Here is an 18,543-nt window from a genome sequence, read left to right as displayed (position 1 = left end):
GCTCCGCGATCGCGCTTATTGGTGATCCAGCATCCCGAGCATCCGCTTGGCGACGATGTTGTTCTGGATCTCGCTCGATCCGCCGTAGATCGACACGGCCTTGCCCCACAGCCAGGTCCGCGTCTGCGCCAGCTCGTCCGCGCTGAAGCCCTCGCCCTCCCAGCCCAGGCCCTGCATCCCCATGATCTCGATCGCCAGCTCGGCGCGCTCCTGCGTGATCCGCGCGCCGACATTCTTCATGATCGAGCTGGCCGCGGACGGCCCGGCCTGCGCCTTGGCTTCCAGCGCGGCGCGGCGCAGCGTCGCCATGAAGGCGCGCACGTCCATTTCGTGCCGCACGATCCGCATGCGCAGATCGGCATCGGCGATCCGCCCCTCGGCATCGACGCCGCGATATTCCTTGGCGAGGTCATGCAGGCTCTTGCCGGCGAAGAACCGGCTCGCGCTCGATCCGCCGCCCGACAGATTCTGGCGCTCGTGCTGGAGCAGGCGCTTGCCGATCGTCCAGCCCTGCCCTTCCTCGCCGACGCGATTCGCCTTGGGCACCTTCACGTCGGTGAAGAAGGTCTCGCAGAAGGGCGAGCTGCCCGAGATCAGGCGGATCGGCCGCGTCTCGACGCCGGGCGAGTCCATGTCGATCAGCAGGAAGCTGATGCCGCCGTGCTTGTTGGTCTTGTCGGTGCGGACCAGCGCGAAGCATTTGTCGGCCCATTGCCCGCCGCTCGTCCAGGTTTTCTGGCCGTTGACGACATAATGGTCGCCCCACTCTTCATCAAAAGCTCCCTCGGCGAAGGTCTGCAAATTGGCGAGGTCCGATCCGGCATTGGGCTCCGAATAGCCTTGGCACCAGCGCACCTCGCCCCTGGCGATAGCCGGGATATGCTCGCGTTTCTGCTCCTCGGAACCATATTCGAGCAGCGTCGGCCCGAACATCATCACCCCCATGCCACCGATCGGATTCCATGCGCCGGCGCGCGCCATTTCCTCGGCCAGCACGCGCGCCTCGGCCCGGCTCAGCCCGCCGCCGCCATATTCCCTGGGCCAGGTCGGCACGCCCCACCCCTTCTCGCCCATCGCCTGCTTCCACGCCGCCTCGTCGGCCGACAGCTCGGTCGGCCCCTCCAGCGCGGACAAGCCATTGTCCTTGCCCTTCAGGCTCGCTGGGAAATTCGCCGCCAGCCAATCGCGCGCCTCGGCGCGGAACGCCTCGATGCTGTCGGCCCGGGTGTCCGGTTCGGCCACGGTCGCCATGTCATCCTCTCCATCGAATCCGAATATCGGGTATGCACTTTGCCATCGCACACATCGCGGCGCAGGGAAAGAGCGCCGTCGCGCCGGCGATGCCGCGAGCGGCCCCCTTTCCTACACGATCGAAATATGCCATGTTCTGCCAATGTTCTCGACTCCTCCCTGCCGCCCGAAAATTTACCACTGATGCGCCGGTCCGGCAGAAACCGCGCGACACTCTCCACTTTCTCCACTTCACCTCGACCGCCGACCTGACAGGAGCGAATTCGATGCGTTTCGAACACCGCGCCGTCCCGATCGTGCTCGTCGCGGTGGTGATCGACGTGATCGGCTTCGGCATCATCATGCCGGTGCTGCCCGCGCTGATAACCCGGCTCGGCCATCTCGATCTCCCCGCCGCGACGCGGGTTGCCGGCTGGCTGCTCGCGGTGTTCGCCATCGCGCAATTCTTCGCCGGCCCGGTGGTCGGCAATCTCGGCGACCGTTTCGGCCGCCGCCCGGTGCTGATCTGCGCGATGTTCGCCTTCGCGATCGATTACGGCATCACCGCCGCCGCGCCGACGCTTGCCTGGCTGTTCCTCGGCCGCGCGATCGCCGGGCTCACCGGCGCGATCTACGGCCCTGCCGGCGCGGTGATCGCCGACGTTTCGCCGCCCGAGAAGCGCGCCGCGAGCTTCGGCCTGCTCGGCGCCGCATTCGGTATCGGTTTCATCCTCGGCCCGGCGCTCGGCGGCCTCGTCGCCACCTTCGGGCCGCGCGCACCGTTCATCACCGCGTCCGCGCTCGCCGCGATCAACGCCTTGGCGATGCTGTTTTTCCTACCCGAAACGCTCGAGCCGGAAAACCGCCGGCCGTTCGCGCTGCGCGACGCGCATGTCATCGGCGCGTTCAAGCCGCTGTTCCATGCCGGCCGCGCCGCGCCGCTGCTCGTCGCCTGGTTCCTGTGGCAATTGGGCGGCGTGGTCTATCCCGCCACCTGGTCCTTCTGGGCGTCGATCCGCTTCGGCTGGGATGCCGGCGCGATCGGCTGGAGCCTCGCCTGGGTCGGCTTCCTCCAGTTCCTCGTCCAGGTTTTCCTCACCGATCGTGTCGTCACGCGCTTCGGGGAGCGTGGCGCGGCGATCCTCGGGCTCGGCTGCGGCGCCGCCTGCCTGATCGCTTATGCCTTCGTCACCCAGGGCTGGCAGGTCTATGCCTTCTTCCTGATCGGCTGCCTCGGCGCCTTCGCCTGGCCCGCGCTCAACGGCATCCTCTCGCGGATGGTCGATGCCACGCGCCAGGGCGCGCTGCAGGGCGGGATCGGCAGCATGAACAGCGTCGCGGCGATTCTCGGGCCGCTGCTCGCCGCGCAATCGCTCGCCTGGGGCGCGCGAATCGGGTTCGACGGGCTCGCCTTCATCCTCGCCGGCGTGCTGATCGCCACTGCCATGCTGATTATCACGACGATGGTCCCGGCAACCACCGTCGATGCCGTCTAGGACACGTTTCGAATATCGCGTATGGCATTTGCCCCTGATCTCGACTAGCCCGGCACGATGACCGCCACCGATCTTCTGGCGTCGGACTTCGCGACGCTTCCCGATCTGATCCGCGCCCACGCCGCCGAACGCGCCGACAAGCCCGCGCTGATCGCCGAGGACCGGGCGATCACCTATGCCGCGCTCGATCGGCTGGTCGATCGCGTCGCCGCCGCCCTCCAGCGCGACGGCGTCGGCCCGCGCGACGCGGTGGCGATCGTCGGCGCGCCCTCGATCTTTTATGCCGCCGCGTTCCTCGGCGCGCTGCGCGCCGGCGCCGCCGCCGCCCCGCTCGCGCCTTCCGCGACCGACGAGGCGCTCGCCGCGATGATCGCCGATTGCGACGCGCCGATCGTCTTCGCCGACGCGCCCGCAGCCGAGCGCCTCGCCAACCAGCCGATCGCCGCGAAACGGGTATCGCTGGACGATTGGGACGCCTGGCTCGCTCCGCAAGGCGCCGCACCGGCGCCCGCCGCCATCGCCCCGCAAGACCCGTTCAACATCATCTATTCCTCGGGCACTACCGGCACGCCCAAGGGCATCGTGCAGAGCCACGCGATGCGCTGGGCGCATATCAACCGCAACGCCCGCGCCAATTTCGGCGAGGCGGTAACGATGATCGCCACCCCGCTCTATTCGAACACCACGCTCGTCTCGTTCCTGCCGACGCTCGGCTGGGGCGGAACGGCGGTACTGATGGCGAAGTTCGACGCCCGCCGTTTCCTCGAGCTTGCCGAGCGCCACCGCGCGACCCACGCGATGCTCGTCCCCGTCCAGTATCAGCGGATCATGGCGCTTGCCGATTTCGATCGCTTCGATCTTTCGAGCTTCCGCCTCAAGACCTGCACCAGCGCGCCCTTCTCGCCCGCGCTCAAGGCCGATGTCGTCGCCCGCTGGCCCGGCGCACTGGTCGAATATTACGGCATGACCGAGGGCGGCGGCACCTGCGCGCTCGTCGCCACCAGCTTTCCCGACAAGCTCCACACGGTCGGCCGCCCGCTCGAGGATCACGACATCCGCCTGATCGACGACGAGGGCAACGAAGTTCCGCCCGGTGGCACCGGAGAAGTGGTCGGACGCTCGCCAGCGATGATGACCGGCTATCATAATCGCGGCGCCGCGACCCGCGACAGCGAATGGCACGATCCGGACGGCAATCGCTTCATCCGCCACGGCGACATCGGCCGCTTCGATGAGGATGGCTTCCTGATCCTGATGGATCGCAAGAAGGACATGATCATCTCCGGCGGATTTAACATCTACCCGTCCGATCTCGAAGCGGTGCTCGGCCAACATCCCGGCGTGGCCGATTGCGCGGTGGTCGGCGTGCCCTCGACGCGCTGGGGCGAGACCCCGATCGGCATCTACGTTGCCCGCGGCGATGCGGCGGAGACGCCGGCGGATATCCTCGCCTGGGTCAATGCCCGGCTCGGCAAGACCCAGCGCCTCGCCGATCTCCACCGCGTCGAGGAACTGCCCCGCAGTGCGATCGGCAAGGTGCTCAAACGCGAACTGCGCGACCGGATCGGGGAAGTGGCATGACACCGCTCAGCGATATCCTCGCCGCGACGACGTCGACCGACGATGGCTTCATTGCCGCGATCCCCGCCGACTGGATGCAGGGGCGCACCGCTTATGGTGGGCTATCGTCGGCGCTGGCGCTCCACGCCGCGCAGCGCTGCGAGCCCGATCTGCCACCGCTCAGGTCCGCACAAATCTCGTTTGTCGGTCCGCTCGCCGGCGAAGTCACGGTGACCGCGACCAAGCTCCGCCGCGGCCGCACCGCCGCCTTCATCCAGGCCGACATCTGCTCCGAAGCGGACCTCGGCTATCGCGCGACCTTCGTGTTCATGGCCGGCCAGCCGTCCCGCATCGCGCTCGACGAGGCCCCCGGCCACGACCGCGCGCCGCCGGCCGCGGACGCCAGGCTCTACACCGGCCCGGACGAATTCTTCACCGGCAATTTCAACTTCCTCGACGTCAAGGATCCCGCGCTCGGCCCGGCCGAGCTGCTGCGCTGGGCGCGCCTGCGCGATTGCGACGGGCTCGATCCGATGGTCCACCTGATGGCGGTCGCCGATGGCCTGCCGCCGGCCGCGTTCAAGCTGCTCGGCAACGCGCCTGCGCCGGTCAGCTCGCTCACCTGGATCGTCAACCTGCTGACGCCGGCGCCCGCTACCGATGATGGCTGGTGGCTGCTCCGCGCGCGTGCCGATCAGGCGCAGAACGGCTGTTCCAGCCAGTCGATGGCGATCTGGAACGCCGCCGGCCAGCGCGTCGCCGAAGGGATGCAGAGCGTCGCGATCTTCGCCTGATCCTTGCGACAAATTGCGACACTTTCACCGCCTCGGTGACAAACCCGCGCGACACCGGGTCGCCATAAAGGGCAGCGTCGGCGGGACGGTCCCGCCTCGGTAACAAGGATTGCCCTGTCATGACCCGTTTTCGCAAACTGCTCTTCGCCGCCGCGCTCGGTGGCACTGCGCTTGCCGGCACCGCCTACGCCGCGCAGGACCAGGCCGCGCCGCCTCCCCCGCCGCAGACCGGCATGCCCCATCATCGCGGCCATGGCGACATGTTCGCCAAGCTCGACGCCAACAAGGATGGCGTCATCACCCGCGACGAAGCGATCGCCGCTGCCGATGCGCGCTTCGCCAAGCTCGATACCAATGGCGACGGCCGGATCACGCAGGACGAAATGAAAGCCAGGCACGATGCGATGCGCGCCAAGTGGCAGCAGCGCCGTGGCGACCAGTCGGCCGACGCCGATGCAGCGCGGCAACACCGCGGTCCCCGTGGCATGCACCGTCATGGCCCGCACCATGGCGGCATGGAGATGAAGCGCCTCGACGCCAACAATGATGGCATCATCACCAAGGCCGAGGCCGAAGCTGCGGCGACCGCGCGCTTCGACAAGGTCGACACCAACCACGACGGCAAGATCGACCAGGCCGAGATCGCCGCCGCCAAGCAGCAGATGCAGGCCCGCATGGCCGAGATGCGCGCCAAGTGGCAGGCCCGCCGCGCCGCGCAAGGCAATGCCGCACCGGCCGTTCAACCGGCGCCCGCCGATCAGTAAATCCGGGCGCCCGGTCGCCGGGCGGGTGATCCTCCACGCCCGCCCGGCTCTTTTCCTGAAAGGCAGATCATGGCAATCGACGAGCCGATGGCCGAAAATCCGCACCTGCTGCTCGTCGACGACGAACGCTCGATCCGCGAACCGCTTGCCAAATATCTCGAGAAGCAGGGCTTCCGCGTCACCCAGGCCGGCGATGCCGGGGCCGCCCGCACGCGCCTGGCCGCTTATGCGATCGACCTCGTCGTGCTCGACATCATGATGCCCGGCGAGGATGGCCTCAGCCTCACCCGCCACATCCGCGAAACCAGCGACCTTCCCGTCATCCTGCTCACCGCCAGGAGCGAGGAGACCGATCGTATCGTCGGCCTGGAAATGGGCGCCGACGATTATGTCGTGAAACCCTTCTCTCCACGCGAGCTCGCCGCCAGGATCAAGGTTGTGCTGCGCCGCGCCGCCTCGGGCAATCGGCAGGTCGCGCCCGAATCCGGCAGCTTCGGCTTTGCCGGCTGGGTGCTTAAGACCGGCGAACGCGCGCTGGTCGACCGCGAGGGCGTCTCGGTGCCGCTGTCGACCGGCGAATACAATCTGCTGCTGGCGTTGGTGCAGCGCCCCCGCCAGGTGCTTACCCGCGATCAGTTGCTCGATCTGACCCAGGGCCGCGAGGCCGGCGCGTTCGATCGGGCGATCGACAATCAGGTCAGCCGGCTGCGCAAGAAGATCGAAGCGGATGCGAGAAACCCCGAACTCATCAAGACGGTGTGGGGCGGCGGCTATACGCTGGCAGCCGAGGTGACGCGGCTGTGAGAAGACCATCGCTGTGGCCGCGCAGCCTCGCCGGCCAGATGGCGCTGCTGGTGGCGATCGCCCTGTTCGTTGCCCAGGCGATCAATTTCGGCCTGCTGCTCCGCGAACGCAGCCAGCTGCGCTTCGAACAGATCGTCACGCCGACGGTCACCCGGCTGGTCGACGCCGCCGATCGGATCAATAGCGGCGGCACTGCCGATACGGGGCACGGCCACGTCCGCCTCGTCCCCGCCAATCCGATTGCCGCCGATCGGATACGTCGTGGATCGGTCGAAAAGGCCATCGCTCAATCGCTTTCTCAGGCGGGGCTTGCCACCGACGCGGTAATCGCCTCGGTTCGACCGATCGCCAGCGACGATTGGCCACCAAGCCGATACGGCCGCCGCCGCGCAGCGCGGCTTTCTCATTTCCGAAGCATCCTGGACGTCGCGGTGCACATGCCCGGCCGTGGCTGGCTGGTACTCCGCGCGTTCTGGCCGAATTCGGATCCGTTCCTGATCTGGCGGCTGATTGCCCAGACGCTGATCCTCTACGCCGTCGTGCTGATTCCCGTATTATGGATCGGCCGCCGTATCTCGCGCCCGCTCAAATCGCTGGCCGACGCCGCACATCGTTTCGCGCCCGGCGACGATCATGAACCGCTCGCCGAAACGGGGCCGCCCGACGTCCGCGAAGTCACTGCCGCCTTCAACGCGCTGCGCCTGCGCGTCATCGCGATGCTCGACGAAAAGGATCGGATGCTCGGCGCGATCGGCCACGATCTGCGCACCCCGCTCGCGGCGCTGCGCGTCCGGATCGAATCGGTCGACGACGACACCGATCGCGCGCGAATGGCCGACATCATCGACGAGATGAATCGCACGCTCGACGATATCCTGTCGCTCGCTCGCCTCGGCCGCCCGAGCGAGCCGCCGGTCGATGTCGATCTATCCGCCCTGGTCGACGCCGTGGTCGAGGACTTCCGCGATCTCGATCACGACGTCACGTTCGAGGACGGCCAGCGCCTGCCGATCAGGTTGCGCCCCGCGCTGATGCGCCGCGCCGTCCGCAACCTGATCGAAAACGCCGTCAAATACGGCGAGTCCGCCACCGTCCGCATCGAGCCGGAGCCGAGCCGCGTCCGCATCGTCATTTCCGATAACGGCCCCGGCATTCCATCGGATCGCCTCACCGACGTATTCGATCCCTTCACGCGCCTCGAAACGTCGCGCAATCGCGAGACCGGCGGCATCGGCCTCGGCCTCGCACTCGCCCGAGCGATCGTCAACGACGCGGGCGGCATCATCCGCCTCGAAAACCGCACTGGCGGCGGCCTCGACGCGATCATCGAACTGCCGCGTTAAGTCGTCGAACCCTAAGCCAGCCCGAAAGCCCGCTTCGGGATATGCGTGATCCGGCACGCCAGATCCGCCTCGCCGCTCGCCACGACATAATGGCCGTCCGCCTCGGCGATTCCCGTGGTGAACACCACGCCGTCGAGATACATCTGGCCCTTGAGCGGCTCGGTCAGCCCGGGGGCGGGCTCGAGCAACGGTTCGTGCTCGGTGCGCACGACGCGCCAAGGCTCAACGCGGTCGAGCAGCGACCAATAGGTGCGATAGACACCTACCACGCCCCTGGGCTCCACCCCGTGCCACAGACTCAGCCAGCCCTGATCGGTCAGGATCGGCGGCGTGCCCCCGCCCATTCGCGCGGTGGCGAGCGTCCCGGCATGCGGCCGTATCCCGGGATGGTCGCATGGTTTCCAATGCAGCGCGTCGGGCGACATGGCGAGATTGATCGACGGCCCGGCGCGCCATTCGCTGTCCGGCGGATACGCGAAATAGAGGTCGCCGAGCGGCCGCGTCTGCGCCCAGAAGGTCTCGTCGATCTTGCCTTCGAAGATCAGCATGTCCTTGTTCTGATGATCGAGGACGATCCCCTCCAACGTCCAGTCGAGCGCATCGGGCGAGCTGTACAGCGTCGTCGAATGCCGTTCGGGGCTGACCGAGCAGGTCGTCATCCAGTACCGATCGCCTACCCGGCTGATCCGTGCGTCCTCGACGCCATAGCATTGATAGGACGCAGCCGGCGCGATTGCCCGGTCGTAATGCACCGCGACCACCTTCGTCCCGCTCGCGTCGAGCTCGACCGGCAACAGCCATGACAGCGAGGTTAGCGCCATCACGCGCCACCCGCCGCCGCGCATCATGAATTTGCGCGGATCGGCGGTGTCGACGAGGTCGAGTGGCCAGGCATCGAGCGTATAGCCGCCGTCGAACCAGCGGATCGAATGAACATGCCCGTCGCGAACCGGCTGCCTCAGCGCCTCGGCGATGCGCACCATCAGCAGCAGATTGCCGTTGGCCAGCCGCGTCATCCCCGGATTGAACGCGCCGAGCACATAGGTTTCCGCGTCGATCTTCCCGGCGAGCGGCGATCGCGCCAGATCGACATCGCGAGGCGAGAACACCAGCGAATCGAAAAAGCTCATTCCTCACCGTCCATCATCGGCATCTCCGTGAACGAAGCCTACCCGACCCGAGACGCGTCAGGCTGCGGCCGGTTCCTTGGCGACGCGAGCGAGCAGCCGATCGGTCGCGGCGATCACATCGGGTTCGCCAAGCGTCGGCGTATGCCCGATGTCGGCGACCGTGACGAGCTCGCTGCCCGGCAAACGCGCCGCCATCTTCTCCGCCGTCGCCGCCGACAGCACGTCCGACCGCGCCCCGCGCACGATCAGCAGCGGCAGCCCGGCCAGCGCATCGAGCGCGGGCCACATGTCAGGCGCCGCCTCGCCGCCGGGCTCGCGAAACGGCTCGGCGATCTTCATGTCGTAATCGAGCACGATGCGGCCCGAATTGTTCACATAATAGAGCCGCTTGGCCATCTTCAGCCAATCATCGATCGTATAACCGGGATAGACGTCGGCGTTGGCTTCCTCGACCGCGCGGGCGGCGTGCATCCAGGTCGGAAAGCTGCTCGATTTACCGACATAGGTGCGAATCCGCGCCAGCCCCGCCGCCTCAATCTCGGGCCCAACGTCGTTGAGCAGCGCGCCCGCCAGCCGATCGCGCGCCTGAGCGGCGAGCAGCATCGTCACCAGCCCGCCGAGCGAGGTGCCGAACGCAACCACCTTGGTCAGGCCGAGATCGTCGAGCAATGCCAGCACGTCCGCGACATAAGTGAGCGGCGTATAAGTCGCCGCGTCCTTGGCGTAATCACTGTCGCCGCGCCCGCGCAGATCGACCGCCAGCACGCGCCAGTCCCCCGCCAGCCGTTCCGCCACCTCCTCGAAATCGCGCGCGTTGCGAGTCAATCCCGGCAGGCACAGGATCGGCGGCCGCCCCTCGCCGCCGGGATAGTCGCGATAATGCAGATTCAGCCCGTCGGCCGACTGCCACTGGCGGTTGTCATAGCCGGCCATGGTTGCGTCCCTCGCTCATCGCCCCCCATATCGCCGTATGGCCGCGTCCCCGCAACCCGCCCGTTATCGTCCCGAAACAACGATCCTCGATCTCGGTGACGCCTTTTACGACTCGGTGGAGCCGGCACGCTTTCCCGAAACACGCCTGCGCTTCCGCAACCAGCGCGCCGCCGCCTCGGTCGGCCTCGATCATCTGACCGACGCCGAATGGCTTGCCCATTTCGGCCGGTTCGAGCCGCTTTCCGGCACGCTCCAGACGCCGCTCGCGCTGCGCTATCACGGCCATCAGTTCCGCCAGTACAATCCCGAGATCGGCGACGGCCGCGGTTTTCTCTACGCGCAGCTTCGCGACGATCGCGATCGGCTTATGGATCTCGGTACCAAGGGATCGGGCCAGACGCCGTACAGCCGCTTCGGGGATGGCAGGCTGACGCTCAAGGGCGGCGTCCGCGAGGTGCTGGCGACAGAAATGCTCGAAGCCCTGGGCGTCGAAACCTCGCGCAGCTTCTCGCTGATCGAAACCGGCGAGGCGCTCGACCGTGGCGACGAGCCTTCGCCGACACGGTCCTCGGTGCTCGTCCGACTCAGCCACGGCCATGTCCGCATCGGCACCTTCCAGCGCCTCGCCTATGAGCGCGACGCGGAAAACATGGCGCGCCTCGTCGATTACGTGCTGCGGCACTTCTATAACGAACCCGGCGGCGGCGACGCCGCCGCACGCCTGCTCGAACACGTCGTCCGCGGCACGGCGCGGCTCGCCGCGAGCTACATGGCCGCAGGCTTCGTCCATGGCGTGCTCAATTCGGACAATATCAACGTCACTGCCGAAAGCTTCGATTACGGCCCATGGCGCTTCGCTCCGACCTGGGATCCCGCCTTCACCGCCGCCTATTTCGATCACGCCGGCCTCTATGCCTTCGGGCGCCAGCCTGAGGCGATCCACTGGGATGCCGCGCAGCTTGCTATATCGCTGCGCCTCCTCGCCGAGGCCGAGCCGCTGATCGCCGCGCTCGACGGCTTCGGCGATCACTACCAACGCGCGGTTTCCGATGCGATCCTCTGGCGGCTGGGCGTGCGACCGCGCGATCCGGCCACCGATCGGGCGCTGGTCCAGACGATCGAAAAAGCATTGCGATCGGGCAAGACGCCGATCGATCGCTTCTTCTTCGATGCGTTCGGCGGCGCCGTGCCCGATACCCCCGCTTACCAGGCATTCGCCGAAGCTCGCGAGGCACTCGCCGACTACACGCCCCGAGCGACCCGCGACCACTCCTATTGGCACGGCGCCGAGCCATGCTCGATGCTGATCGACGAAGTCGAGGCGATCTGGGCACGAATTGCCGATGCCGACGACTGGACGGCGTTCGAGGCGAAGGTCGCCGCGATACGCGAAATGGGCGCCGCGCTCATTTGACCATAGGTGATAAGCCCGGTGTGGAAAACGGCCGCGGTTTCGGGCAAGAGCGCGGCGGGAAGAAGGATATTCATGAGCGTAACCGAAATCGTCTCGAGTGAACCCGCGACCGGTGCGGAACTCTGGCGCGGCGCGATCAGTGACGTCGATGCCGAGGTGGCGCGCGCCCGCGAAAGCTGGGCGCAATGGGCCGCGCAACCGCTCGCCAACCGCACCGAGGCGCTACGCCGCTTCGCCAACGTCGTGCGCAGCCGCCATGAGCAATTCGCCGACACCATCGCCCGCGAGACCGGCAAGCCGTTGTGGGAGGCCCGCACCGAGGTCGACACCGTCGTCGCCAAGGTCGACATCTCGATCAAGGCTTATGCCGATCGCACTCCGCAACGCCGGCTCGAAGGCCAGGCCGGCGTGCGCATGGCGCTGCGCCACAAGCCGCACGGCGTGCTCGCGGTGCTCGGCCCGTACAATTTCCCCGCGCACCTGCCCAACGGCCATATCGTCCCTGCGCTGCTCGCCGGCAATGCAGTGGTGTTCAAGCCGTCGGAAAAGACCCCGGCCTCGGGGGCGCTACTGGTCGAATGCTTTCACGCCGCCGGCATTCCCGAAGGCTGCGTCCGGCTCGTCATCGGCGGCCCTGCCGAAGGCAAGGCTTTGGCCGGGCATGACGGCATCGATGGCTTGCTGTTCACCGGCTCGGCGCGCACCGGCATCGCGCTCAACCGCCAGTTCGCCGAACGGCCGGAGAAAATCCTCGCGCTAGAAATGGGCGGCAACAACCCGATCGTGGCGTGGGAAACGCCCGATCTGCACTCGACCGCGGTGCTGATCGTGCAATCGGCCTTCACCACCGCCGGCCAGCGCTGCACCGCGGCGCGGCGCCTGATCGTCGACGATGCCAAATGCCAGCCGTTGCTCGACGAACTGGTCAAGCTCACCGGCCGGATCATCGTCGGCGAGCCGCACGCCGAGCCCGCGCCGTTCATGGGCTGCGTGATCGACAACGAGGCCGCCGACCAGCTCACCGAAAGCTTCGTCACGCTGATGTCGCACGGTGGCCGCCCCTTGCGACACATGGAGCGGCCGGTCGACGATCGCCCGTTCCTCACGCCCGGCCTGATCGACGTCACCGACGTTGCCGAGCGCCCCGATATCGAGCTGTTCGGCCCTGTCCTCCAGATCATCCGTGTGCCCGATTTCGAGGCCGCGATCGCCGAGGCGAACAACACCCGCTACGGCCTCTCCGCTTCGCTGCTCAGCCAAAACCCGAAGCTCTACGACCAGTTCTGGGCCAATGCCCGCGCCGGGATCGTCAACTGGAACCGTCCGACCAACGGTGCCTCCTCGGCCGCGCCGTTCGGCGGCATCGGCTGGTCGGGCAATCACCGTCCCAGCGCCTATTACGCCGCCGATTATTGCGCCTATCCGGTCGTTTCGAGCGAGGTGGACCAGACCCGCGCCTCGATCGGCATCGGGCTCAGGGACAGCTGATCTCACGAGCGGGTCGTCGCCGACCTCCTTTGGCGTTTATCCCTTTTCGGGCATGTATATCCGCTTGCCATCCCAGCGAAGGCCAGGGCCGAGCAAAGTTTCGCTACCGGGGCCCCAAGCAACCATCCGTTGTAGCGAAGCGGCTTCGCACGCACTTTGCTCACCATGGCAAGTCTTCTTGATCCCACCGCGCGCGGGCGCGTCATCCTGGTCGGCGCCGGCCCGGGCGATCCCGGCCTGCTCACCGTTCGCGCCGTCGAGGCGCTCAAGGCAGCGGACGTCGTCGTGCATGACGGCCTCGTCGATCCGCGCGTAATCGCGCTCGCGCCGCCCGCGGCGCAGCGTATCTCGGTCGCCAAGCAGCGCGCGCGTCACACGCTGCCGCAGGACGCGATCAACGCGCTCATCATCGCGCATGTAAAGACCGGCAGCGTCGTCGTGCGGCTGAAGGGCGGCGACCCCTTCGTGTTCGGCCGCGGCGGCGAGGAAGTCGAGGCGGTTCGCGCCGCGGGATTGCCCGTCGAGGTGATCCCCGGCGTGTCGGCGGCGCTCGGATGCGCGGCGGAGGCCATGCTCCCGCTCACCCACCGCGATTATTCGAGCGCCGTCAGTTTCGTCGCCGGCCAGTGCAAGGGCCTGAGCGAGCAGAATTGGTCGGGCCTTGCCGGGCAGGGCCGCACGCTGGTGATTTACATGGGCGTCGCCACCGCCGACGCGATCGCGGAGAAACTGATCGCCGACGGTGTCGCTCCCGACATGCCCGTCGCGGTGCTCGAGCGCGGGACGCTCGACGGCGCACGGGCGCTGCGCACCCTGCTCACCGACATCGGCCCGATGGTGAAGCGCGAGCGGGTGCAGAGCCCCGCGATTATCGTCGTCGGCGAGGTCGTATCGCTTTCGGATGCCGAGGATCGCCTCGGCCATTGGGCGCGCCGCGCGCACTCCATCCATGGGACGGTGGCATGAAACTTCTGCTCGGCAATGATCTCAAGACCGGCGCGGTCGTCTGGTGGACCGGCCGGGATTGGTCGCTCCACGTCGAGGACGCGATGGATGTCGGTGAGCATGGCGAGACGATCGCCCGCGCCGAAGAAGCCGCCTGTCGCGTCGCTGGCGCCGCGGTGATCGACGCCGAGCCGGGCGAGGCTGGTCCGCGGCCCGCGCACATCAAGGATCGCATCCGCGCGCTCGGCCCCACCGTGCGCCCCGATCTAACGCTCAAACCCGCCGATCCGAGCGTCGGCAGCTGGGTGATCTGACCATGTATCGTTACGACCAATATGACCAGGCGATCGTCGACGCCCGCGTCGAGGAATTCCGCGATCAGACCGCGCGCCGCATCGCCGGCGAACTGACCGAGGACCAGTTCAAGCCGCTCCGGCTCAAGAACGGCCTCTACCTCCAGCTCCACGCTTATATGCTGCGCGTCGCCATCCCCTATGGCACGCTCGATTCGCGCCAGATGCGGATGCTCGCCGAAATCGCGCGCAAATACGATCGCGGCTATGGCCATTTCACCACGCGTCAGAACATCCAGTACAATTGGATAAAGCTCGAGCAAGCGCCTGACATTCTGGCCGATCTCGCTACCGTCGAGATGCACGCGATCCAGACCTCGGGCGAAAGCGTGCGCAACATTTCGGCCGATCAATATGCCGGCGCCACCGCCGACGAGATCGCCGATCCGCGCCCCTGGGCCGAACTGCTGCGGCAGGTGACGACCTTCATGCCCGAATTCAGCTATCTGCCTCGCAAGTTCAAATTCGCGATCACCGCCGCGGACAGTGATCGCGCCGCGATCCGTTGGCACGATTGCGGGCTGCGCCTCGTGCGCAACGAGGCCGGCGAGGATGGCTTCGAAGTCTATGCCGGCGGCGGCATGGGCCGCACGCCGATGATCGCGCCGCTGATCCGCAGCTTCCTGCCCGCCGATCAGCTGTTCGGATACGTCCAGGCCATCCTGCGCGTGTGGAATCGCCACGCCCGGCGTGACAACATTCACAAGCAGCGCATGAAGATCCTCGTCCATGAGCTTGGCGCAGAAGAGTTTACGCGGCAGGTCGAAGAGGAATTCGCCGGCTTCGAGGCACGCGACGTCGATCCGCCGCGCGCCGAATATGATCGTATCGCCGCCTATTTCGCGCCGCCGCCGTTCGAAACCGGCCTGCCCGACGAGATCGACCGCAGCGACCCCGATTTCGCGCTATGGCTCGATCGCCAGGTCGCCCCGCACAAAGCGCCCGGCTATGCAATCGCCAACATCAGCCTGAAGCCAGTGGGCGGCATCCCGGGCGACATCTCAGCCGAGCAGATGGAGGTCGTCGCCGATCTCGCCGAGCGTTACAGCTTCGACGAACTGCGTGCGACGCATGCGCAGAACCTCGTCTTGCCGCACGTCCGCAAGGCCGATCTCTATGCCGTCTGGCAGGCGCTCGACGCCGCTGGTCTGGCGGACGTCAATCTCGACCTCGTCAGCGACATCATCGCCTGCCCCGGCCTCGACTATTGCAGCCTCGCCAACGCCCGCTCGATCCCGCTCGCGCAGAAAATCTCGACGCGCTTCGCCGACATCGACCGTCAGCGCGATTTGGGCGAGCTCAAGATCAAGATCTCGGGCTGCATCAACGCCTGCGGCCATCACCATGCCGGCCATATCGGCATCCTTGGCGTCGATCGCAAAGGCACCGAGAATTACCAATTGCTGCTCGGCGGCTCGGGTGCCGAGGACGTCAGCGCGGCCAAGATTACCGGCCCCGGCTTCGACGAGGACGGCGTGGTCGACGCGATCGAGAAGACGCTCGACGCCTATGTTCGTTTGCGCGATCCCGGCGAGCGCTTCCTCGATACCTACCGCCGCATCGGCGTCGAGCCGTTCAAGGAGGCCATCTATGGCTGATGCACTGCGCTACCGCACCGATGCTCCCGCCGACGAACCGGCGGTGACCCTCGATGCGTTTCTCGACCAGGCCGACGCCGCCTCGGTTCGCATCGAGGCGGGCGACGACGTCCGCCACCTGTTGCCGCATCTCGCCCGCGTGAAGCTGGTGGAGATCGATTTCCCCCGGTTCCGCGACGGCCGCGGCTATTCGTCGGCGCGCATCCTGCGCGAGGCGGGCTATACCGGCGAGATCAAGGCGACCGGCGACGTGCTCGTCGATCAACTCCTCTTCATGCGCCGCTGCGGCTTCGATAGCTTCGCCCCCGAGGCGCCGATCACGCCCGCCGCTGCCGAACGCGCGCTATCGGCTTACCCCTATGTCTATCAGCACGCCGCCGATGACGCGGTGCCGGTGTGGAAGCTGCGTCATGGCTAGCCGGGTGCGCGACAGGATCGATACCGGCCCACGCTTCACGCAGGGCGACGCGATCCGCCTCAACAACCTGTTCCGCGGCAACGACACGCAGGAAATGCTCGCTGCCGTCATCGCCGATCGGCTCGTCGGCGATGCCGCGATCGTCTCGTCATTCGGTGCCGAATCCGCGGTGCTGCTCCATCTCGTGACGCGGATCGCACCCGATATGCCGGTGCTGTTCCTCGATACCGGCAAGCATTTCCCCGAAACGCTCGCTTATCGCGATCAGCTCGTCGAACGACTCGGCCTCAACCTCGTCAACTTGACGCCCGATGCCGAGGAACTCGCCGCGCGGGACGAAAACGGCCTGCGCTGGTCCTACGATCCCGACGGCTGCTGCGAGTTACGCAAGGTCAAGCCGCTGGCGCGCGCCGTCGCCGGCCTCGACGCGACCTTCACCGGCCGCAAGGGCTTCCAATCGTCGAGCCGCACCGGCCTGCCACGTTTCGAGATCGATACCAGCGACGCCGAGGGCCGGCTCAAGGTCAACCCGCTGGCCAATTGGGCCAAGCCCGAACTCGACGCCTATTTCGCCGACCACGCGCTCCCCCGCCACCCGCTCGAGGCCGATGGCTATCCCTCGATCGGCTGCGCGCCGTGCACCAGCAAGGTGCGCCCCGGCGAAGACCCCCGCGCCGGCCGCTGGCGCGGCTGGGAAAAGGTCGAATGCGGCATCCACATCCCCGCCAAGCCGGGGGAAGAACCGGCGTTTTAGATCAATACCGCTCCACCGCGAGATCGCTGAACCGCGTGATCTCCGGCTCGAATTTCAGCGTCACCTTGCCGGTTGCGCCGTGGCGCTGCTTGGCGACGATCAGCTCGGCAAGGCCATAGACGCGCTCCATATCGCTCGCCCATTTGGCGTGATCTTCGAAGATCTTGGCATCGTCGCCCTCGACCGGACGCTTGGGCTCCTTGGCTGCCGTGTAATAATCTTCGCGATAAACGAACCACACCATGTCCGCGTCCTGTTCGATCGAGCCCGATTCGCGGAGATCGGAAAGCTGCGGCCGCTTGTCCTCGCGCTGCTCGACTGCACGGCTGAGCTGCGACAATGCCAGAACCGGTACGTTAAGATCCTTCGCCAAGGTCTTGAGACCACGACTGATCTCCGAAATTTCCTGAACGCGATTGTCGTTCGATCCGCGCCCCGACCCCGAAAGAAGCTGGAGGTAATCCACCACCACCAGCCCGATCTGGTTGTTCTGCCGTCGCTGCAATCGCCGCATCCGCGTGTGTAGCGCGCTGATCGAGAGGCCGGCGGTATCGTCGATGAACAGCGGCAGCTTCTCCAGCTCGGCCGCCGCCGCCGCCAATTGCCCGAATTCGGCGCGGCTGATCTTGCCCATGCGCAGCGCCTCCGAGCTGATCCGCGATTGTTCGGCCAGAATACGCGTGGCGAGCTGGTCGGCCGACATTTCCAGGCTGAAGAACGCCACCTTGGCGCCGACCGATCGCTCCGGCTCGATTCCATCCTCCATGTCGCGCATCCACCGCCGCGCGGCGTTGAACGCGATATTGGTCGCCAGCGAGGTCTTGCCCATGCCGGGACGGCCGGCGAGGATCATCAGATCCGAATGGTGCATGCCGCCGATCTTCGAGTTCACCGAATCGAGTCCGGTCGTAATACCGGACAAATGCCCGCCCGAATTGAGCGCCCGCTCGGCCATCTTCACCGCGGCGGTGGTCGCCTGGGCGAAGCTCTTGACGGTATTCTCGTTGCCGCCGTCGGCCGCGACCTTGAACAATTCCTCCTCGGCCGCCTCGATCTGCGCGCGCGGATTGACCTCTTCGGAGGTGTCCATCGCGCGCTCGACCAGCGTGCGCCCCACCGTCACCAGCGAGCGCAGCATCGCCAGATCGTAGATCTGCTGCGCGAACTGCCGCGCGCCGATCAACCCGGCGCCCGATCCGGTGAGCTGCGCCAGATAGGCCGGTCCGCCGAGTTCCTTCATCCCCTCGTCGGCTTCGAACATCGGCTTCAGCGTCACCGGCGTCGCCAGCATGTCGTTGCCGCGCAACGTCTTGATCGCGGCGAAGATGCGGCCGTGAACGGGCTCGTAGAAATGCTCGGGCACCAGCTTGTCGATCAGCTCGTCGGCCAGCCGGTTGTCGATCATCATCGCACCGAGCATCGCCGCCTCCGCCTCGACATTCTGCGGCAGCGTGGTTCCTTCGGCGGTGGGCGCCGGGTGGGCAAGTGCGACGGTAGCCATGGCGACCGTTCTACTCCG

Annotated in this window: 17 protein-coding genes; 13 read left to right on the top strand and 4 right to left on the bottom strand. The window is 66.9% G+C overall.

The annotated features are described in order from the left end of the window. Positions 1-15: 15 nt before the first annotated feature. On the bottom strand, positions 16-1,251 hold the full coding sequence (locus K7G81_RS04850) for an acyl-CoA dehydrogenase family protein (RefSeq protein ID WP_223029635.1): 1,236 nt from the start codon (positions 1,249-1,251) through the stop codon (positions 16-18). A gap of 266 nt (positions 1,252-1,517) precedes the next feature. Between K7G81_RS04850 and K7G81_RS04845 the strand changes: the two genes are divergently transcribed. From K7G81_RS04845 to K7G81_RS04820, 6 genes are all read left to right on the top strand, one after another. Then, complete coding sequence (locus K7G81_RS04845) at positions 1,518-2,726, top strand: TCR/Tet family MFS transporter (RefSeq protein WP_223029634.1); 1,209 nt, start codon at positions 1,518-1,520, stop codon at positions 2,724-2,726. A 57-nt stretch (positions 2,727-2,783) separates the two neighbouring features. Continuing rightward, a complete protein-coding gene (locus K7G81_RS04840; protein WP_223029633.1) occupies positions 2,784-4,307 on the top strand; it encodes a class I adenylate-forming enzyme family protein in 1,524 nt (507 codons plus the stop codon). Further along, positions 4,304-5,080 carry a thioesterase family protein gene (locus tag K7G81_RS04835; protein ID WP_223029632.1) on the top strand — a complete coding sequence of 259 codons (777 nt, stop codon included), beginning with the start codon at positions 4,304-4,306 and terminating at the stop codon, positions 5,078-5,080. Before K7G81_RS04840 ends, K7G81_RS04835 begins: the two co-directional genes overlap by 4 nt. Before the next feature lie 119 nt (positions 5,081-5,199). Then, entirely contained in the window at positions 5,200-5,844 is a 645-nt protein-coding gene (locus tag K7G81_RS04830) for a hypothetical protein (RefSeq protein ID WP_223029631.1), read from the top strand. An 87-nt stretch (positions 5,845-5,931) separates the two neighbouring features. Next, on the top strand, positions 5,932-6,648 hold the full coding sequence (locus K7G81_RS04825; RefSeq protein WP_223030118.1) for a response regulator: 717 nt from the start codon (positions 5,932-5,934) through the stop codon (positions 6,646-6,648). A gap of 38 nt (positions 6,649-6,686) precedes the next feature. Beyond that, positions 6,687-7,991: a sensor histidine kinase gene (locus K7G81_RS04820; protein ID WP_223030117.1), complete on the top strand. Its 1,305-nt coding sequence runs from the start codon at positions 6,687-6,689 to the stop codon at positions 7,989-7,991. An 11-nt stretch (positions 7,992-8,002) separates the two neighbouring features. Here the strand turns inward: K7G81_RS04820 and K7G81_RS04815 are convergent, their stop codons facing one another. Continuing rightward, on the bottom strand, positions 8,003-9,121 hold the full coding sequence (locus K7G81_RS04815) for a glycoside hydrolase family 130 protein (protein WP_223029630.1): 1,119 nt from the start codon (positions 9,119-9,121) through the stop codon (positions 8,003-8,005). A 57-nt stretch (positions 9,122-9,178) separates the two neighbouring features. Next, positions 9,179-10,054, bottom strand: coding sequence for an alpha/beta fold hydrolase (locus K7G81_RS04810; protein WP_223029629.1), 876 nt, complete (start codon positions 10,052-10,054; stop codon positions 9,179-9,181). Between the two features lie 37 nt (positions 10,055-10,091). On the opposite strand from K7G81_RS04810, the gene K7G81_RS04805 reads away from it, so the two are divergent. The 7 genes from K7G81_RS04805 to K7G81_RS04775 all read left to right on the top strand — a co-directional run bounded on the left by K7G81_RS04805 (position 10,092) and on the right by K7G81_RS04775 (position 17,024). Then, positions 10,092-11,468, top strand: a complete 1,377-nt coding sequence (locus tag K7G81_RS04805) for a protein adenylyltransferase SelO (protein WP_223029628.1) — start codon at positions 10,092-10,094, stop codon at positions 11,466-11,468. A 72-nt stretch (positions 11,469-11,540) separates the two neighbouring features. After that, positions 11,541-12,956 carry a succinylglutamate-semialdehyde dehydrogenase gene (astD, locus tag K7G81_RS04800; RefSeq protein ID WP_223029627.1) on the top strand — a complete coding sequence of 472 codons (1,416 nt, stop codon included), beginning with the start codon at positions 11,541-11,543 and terminating at the stop codon, positions 12,954-12,956. A gap of 165 nt (positions 12,957-13,121) precedes the next feature. Beyond that, positions 13,122-13,922, top strand: coding sequence for a uroporphyrinogen-III C-methyltransferase (cobA, locus tag K7G81_RS04795; RefSeq protein ID WP_223029626.1), 801 nt, complete (start codon positions 13,122-13,124; stop codon positions 13,920-13,922). Next, on the top strand, positions 13,919-14,215 hold the full coding sequence (locus tag K7G81_RS04790; protein ID WP_223029625.1) for a DUF2849 domain-containing protein: 297 nt from the start codon (positions 13,919-13,921) through the stop codon (positions 14,213-14,215). Before cobA ends, K7G81_RS04790 begins: the two co-directional genes overlap by 4 nt. A gap of 2 nt (positions 14,216-14,217) precedes the next feature. Beyond that, the gene (locus tag K7G81_RS04785) at positions 14,218-15,852 is read left to right on the top strand and encodes a nitrite/sulfite reductase (RefSeq protein WP_223029624.1); all 1,635 of its coding nucleotides are present in this window, start codon (positions 14,218-14,220) and stop codon (positions 15,850-15,852) included. Then, complete coding sequence (locus tag K7G81_RS04780) at positions 15,845-16,270, top strand: DUF934 domain-containing protein (protein WP_223029623.1); 426 nt, start codon at positions 15,845-15,847, stop codon at positions 16,268-16,270. Before K7G81_RS04785 ends, K7G81_RS04780 begins: the two co-directional genes overlap by 8 nt. Continuing rightward, entirely contained in the window at positions 16,263-17,024 is a 762-nt protein-coding gene (locus K7G81_RS04775; RefSeq protein ID WP_223029622.1) for a phosphoadenylyl-sulfate reductase, read from the top strand. The genes K7G81_RS04780 and K7G81_RS04775 overlap by 8 nt, the downstream gene beginning before the upstream one ends. A 1-nt stretch (position 17,025) precedes the next feature. On the opposite strand, the gene K7G81_RS04770 is transcribed toward K7G81_RS04775, so the two are convergent. Continuing rightward, the gene (locus tag K7G81_RS04770; RefSeq protein WP_223029621.1) at positions 17,026-18,525 is read right to left on the bottom strand and encodes a replicative DNA helicase; all 1,500 of its coding nucleotides are present in this window, start codon (positions 18,523-18,525) and stop codon (positions 17,026-17,028) included. Positions 18,526-18,543 lie beyond the last annotated feature (18 nt).

The sequence above is a fragment of the Hephaestia mangrovi genome (genome assembly GCF_019880555.1).
Taxonomy (GTDB): domain Bacteria; phylum Pseudomonadota; class Alphaproteobacteria; order Sphingomonadales; family Sphingomonadaceae; genus Sphingomonas; species Sphingomonas mangrovi.
The sequence above is the reverse complement of the archived record's forward strand: the minus strand, read 5'-3'. Positions and strand labels throughout refer to the sequence as shown.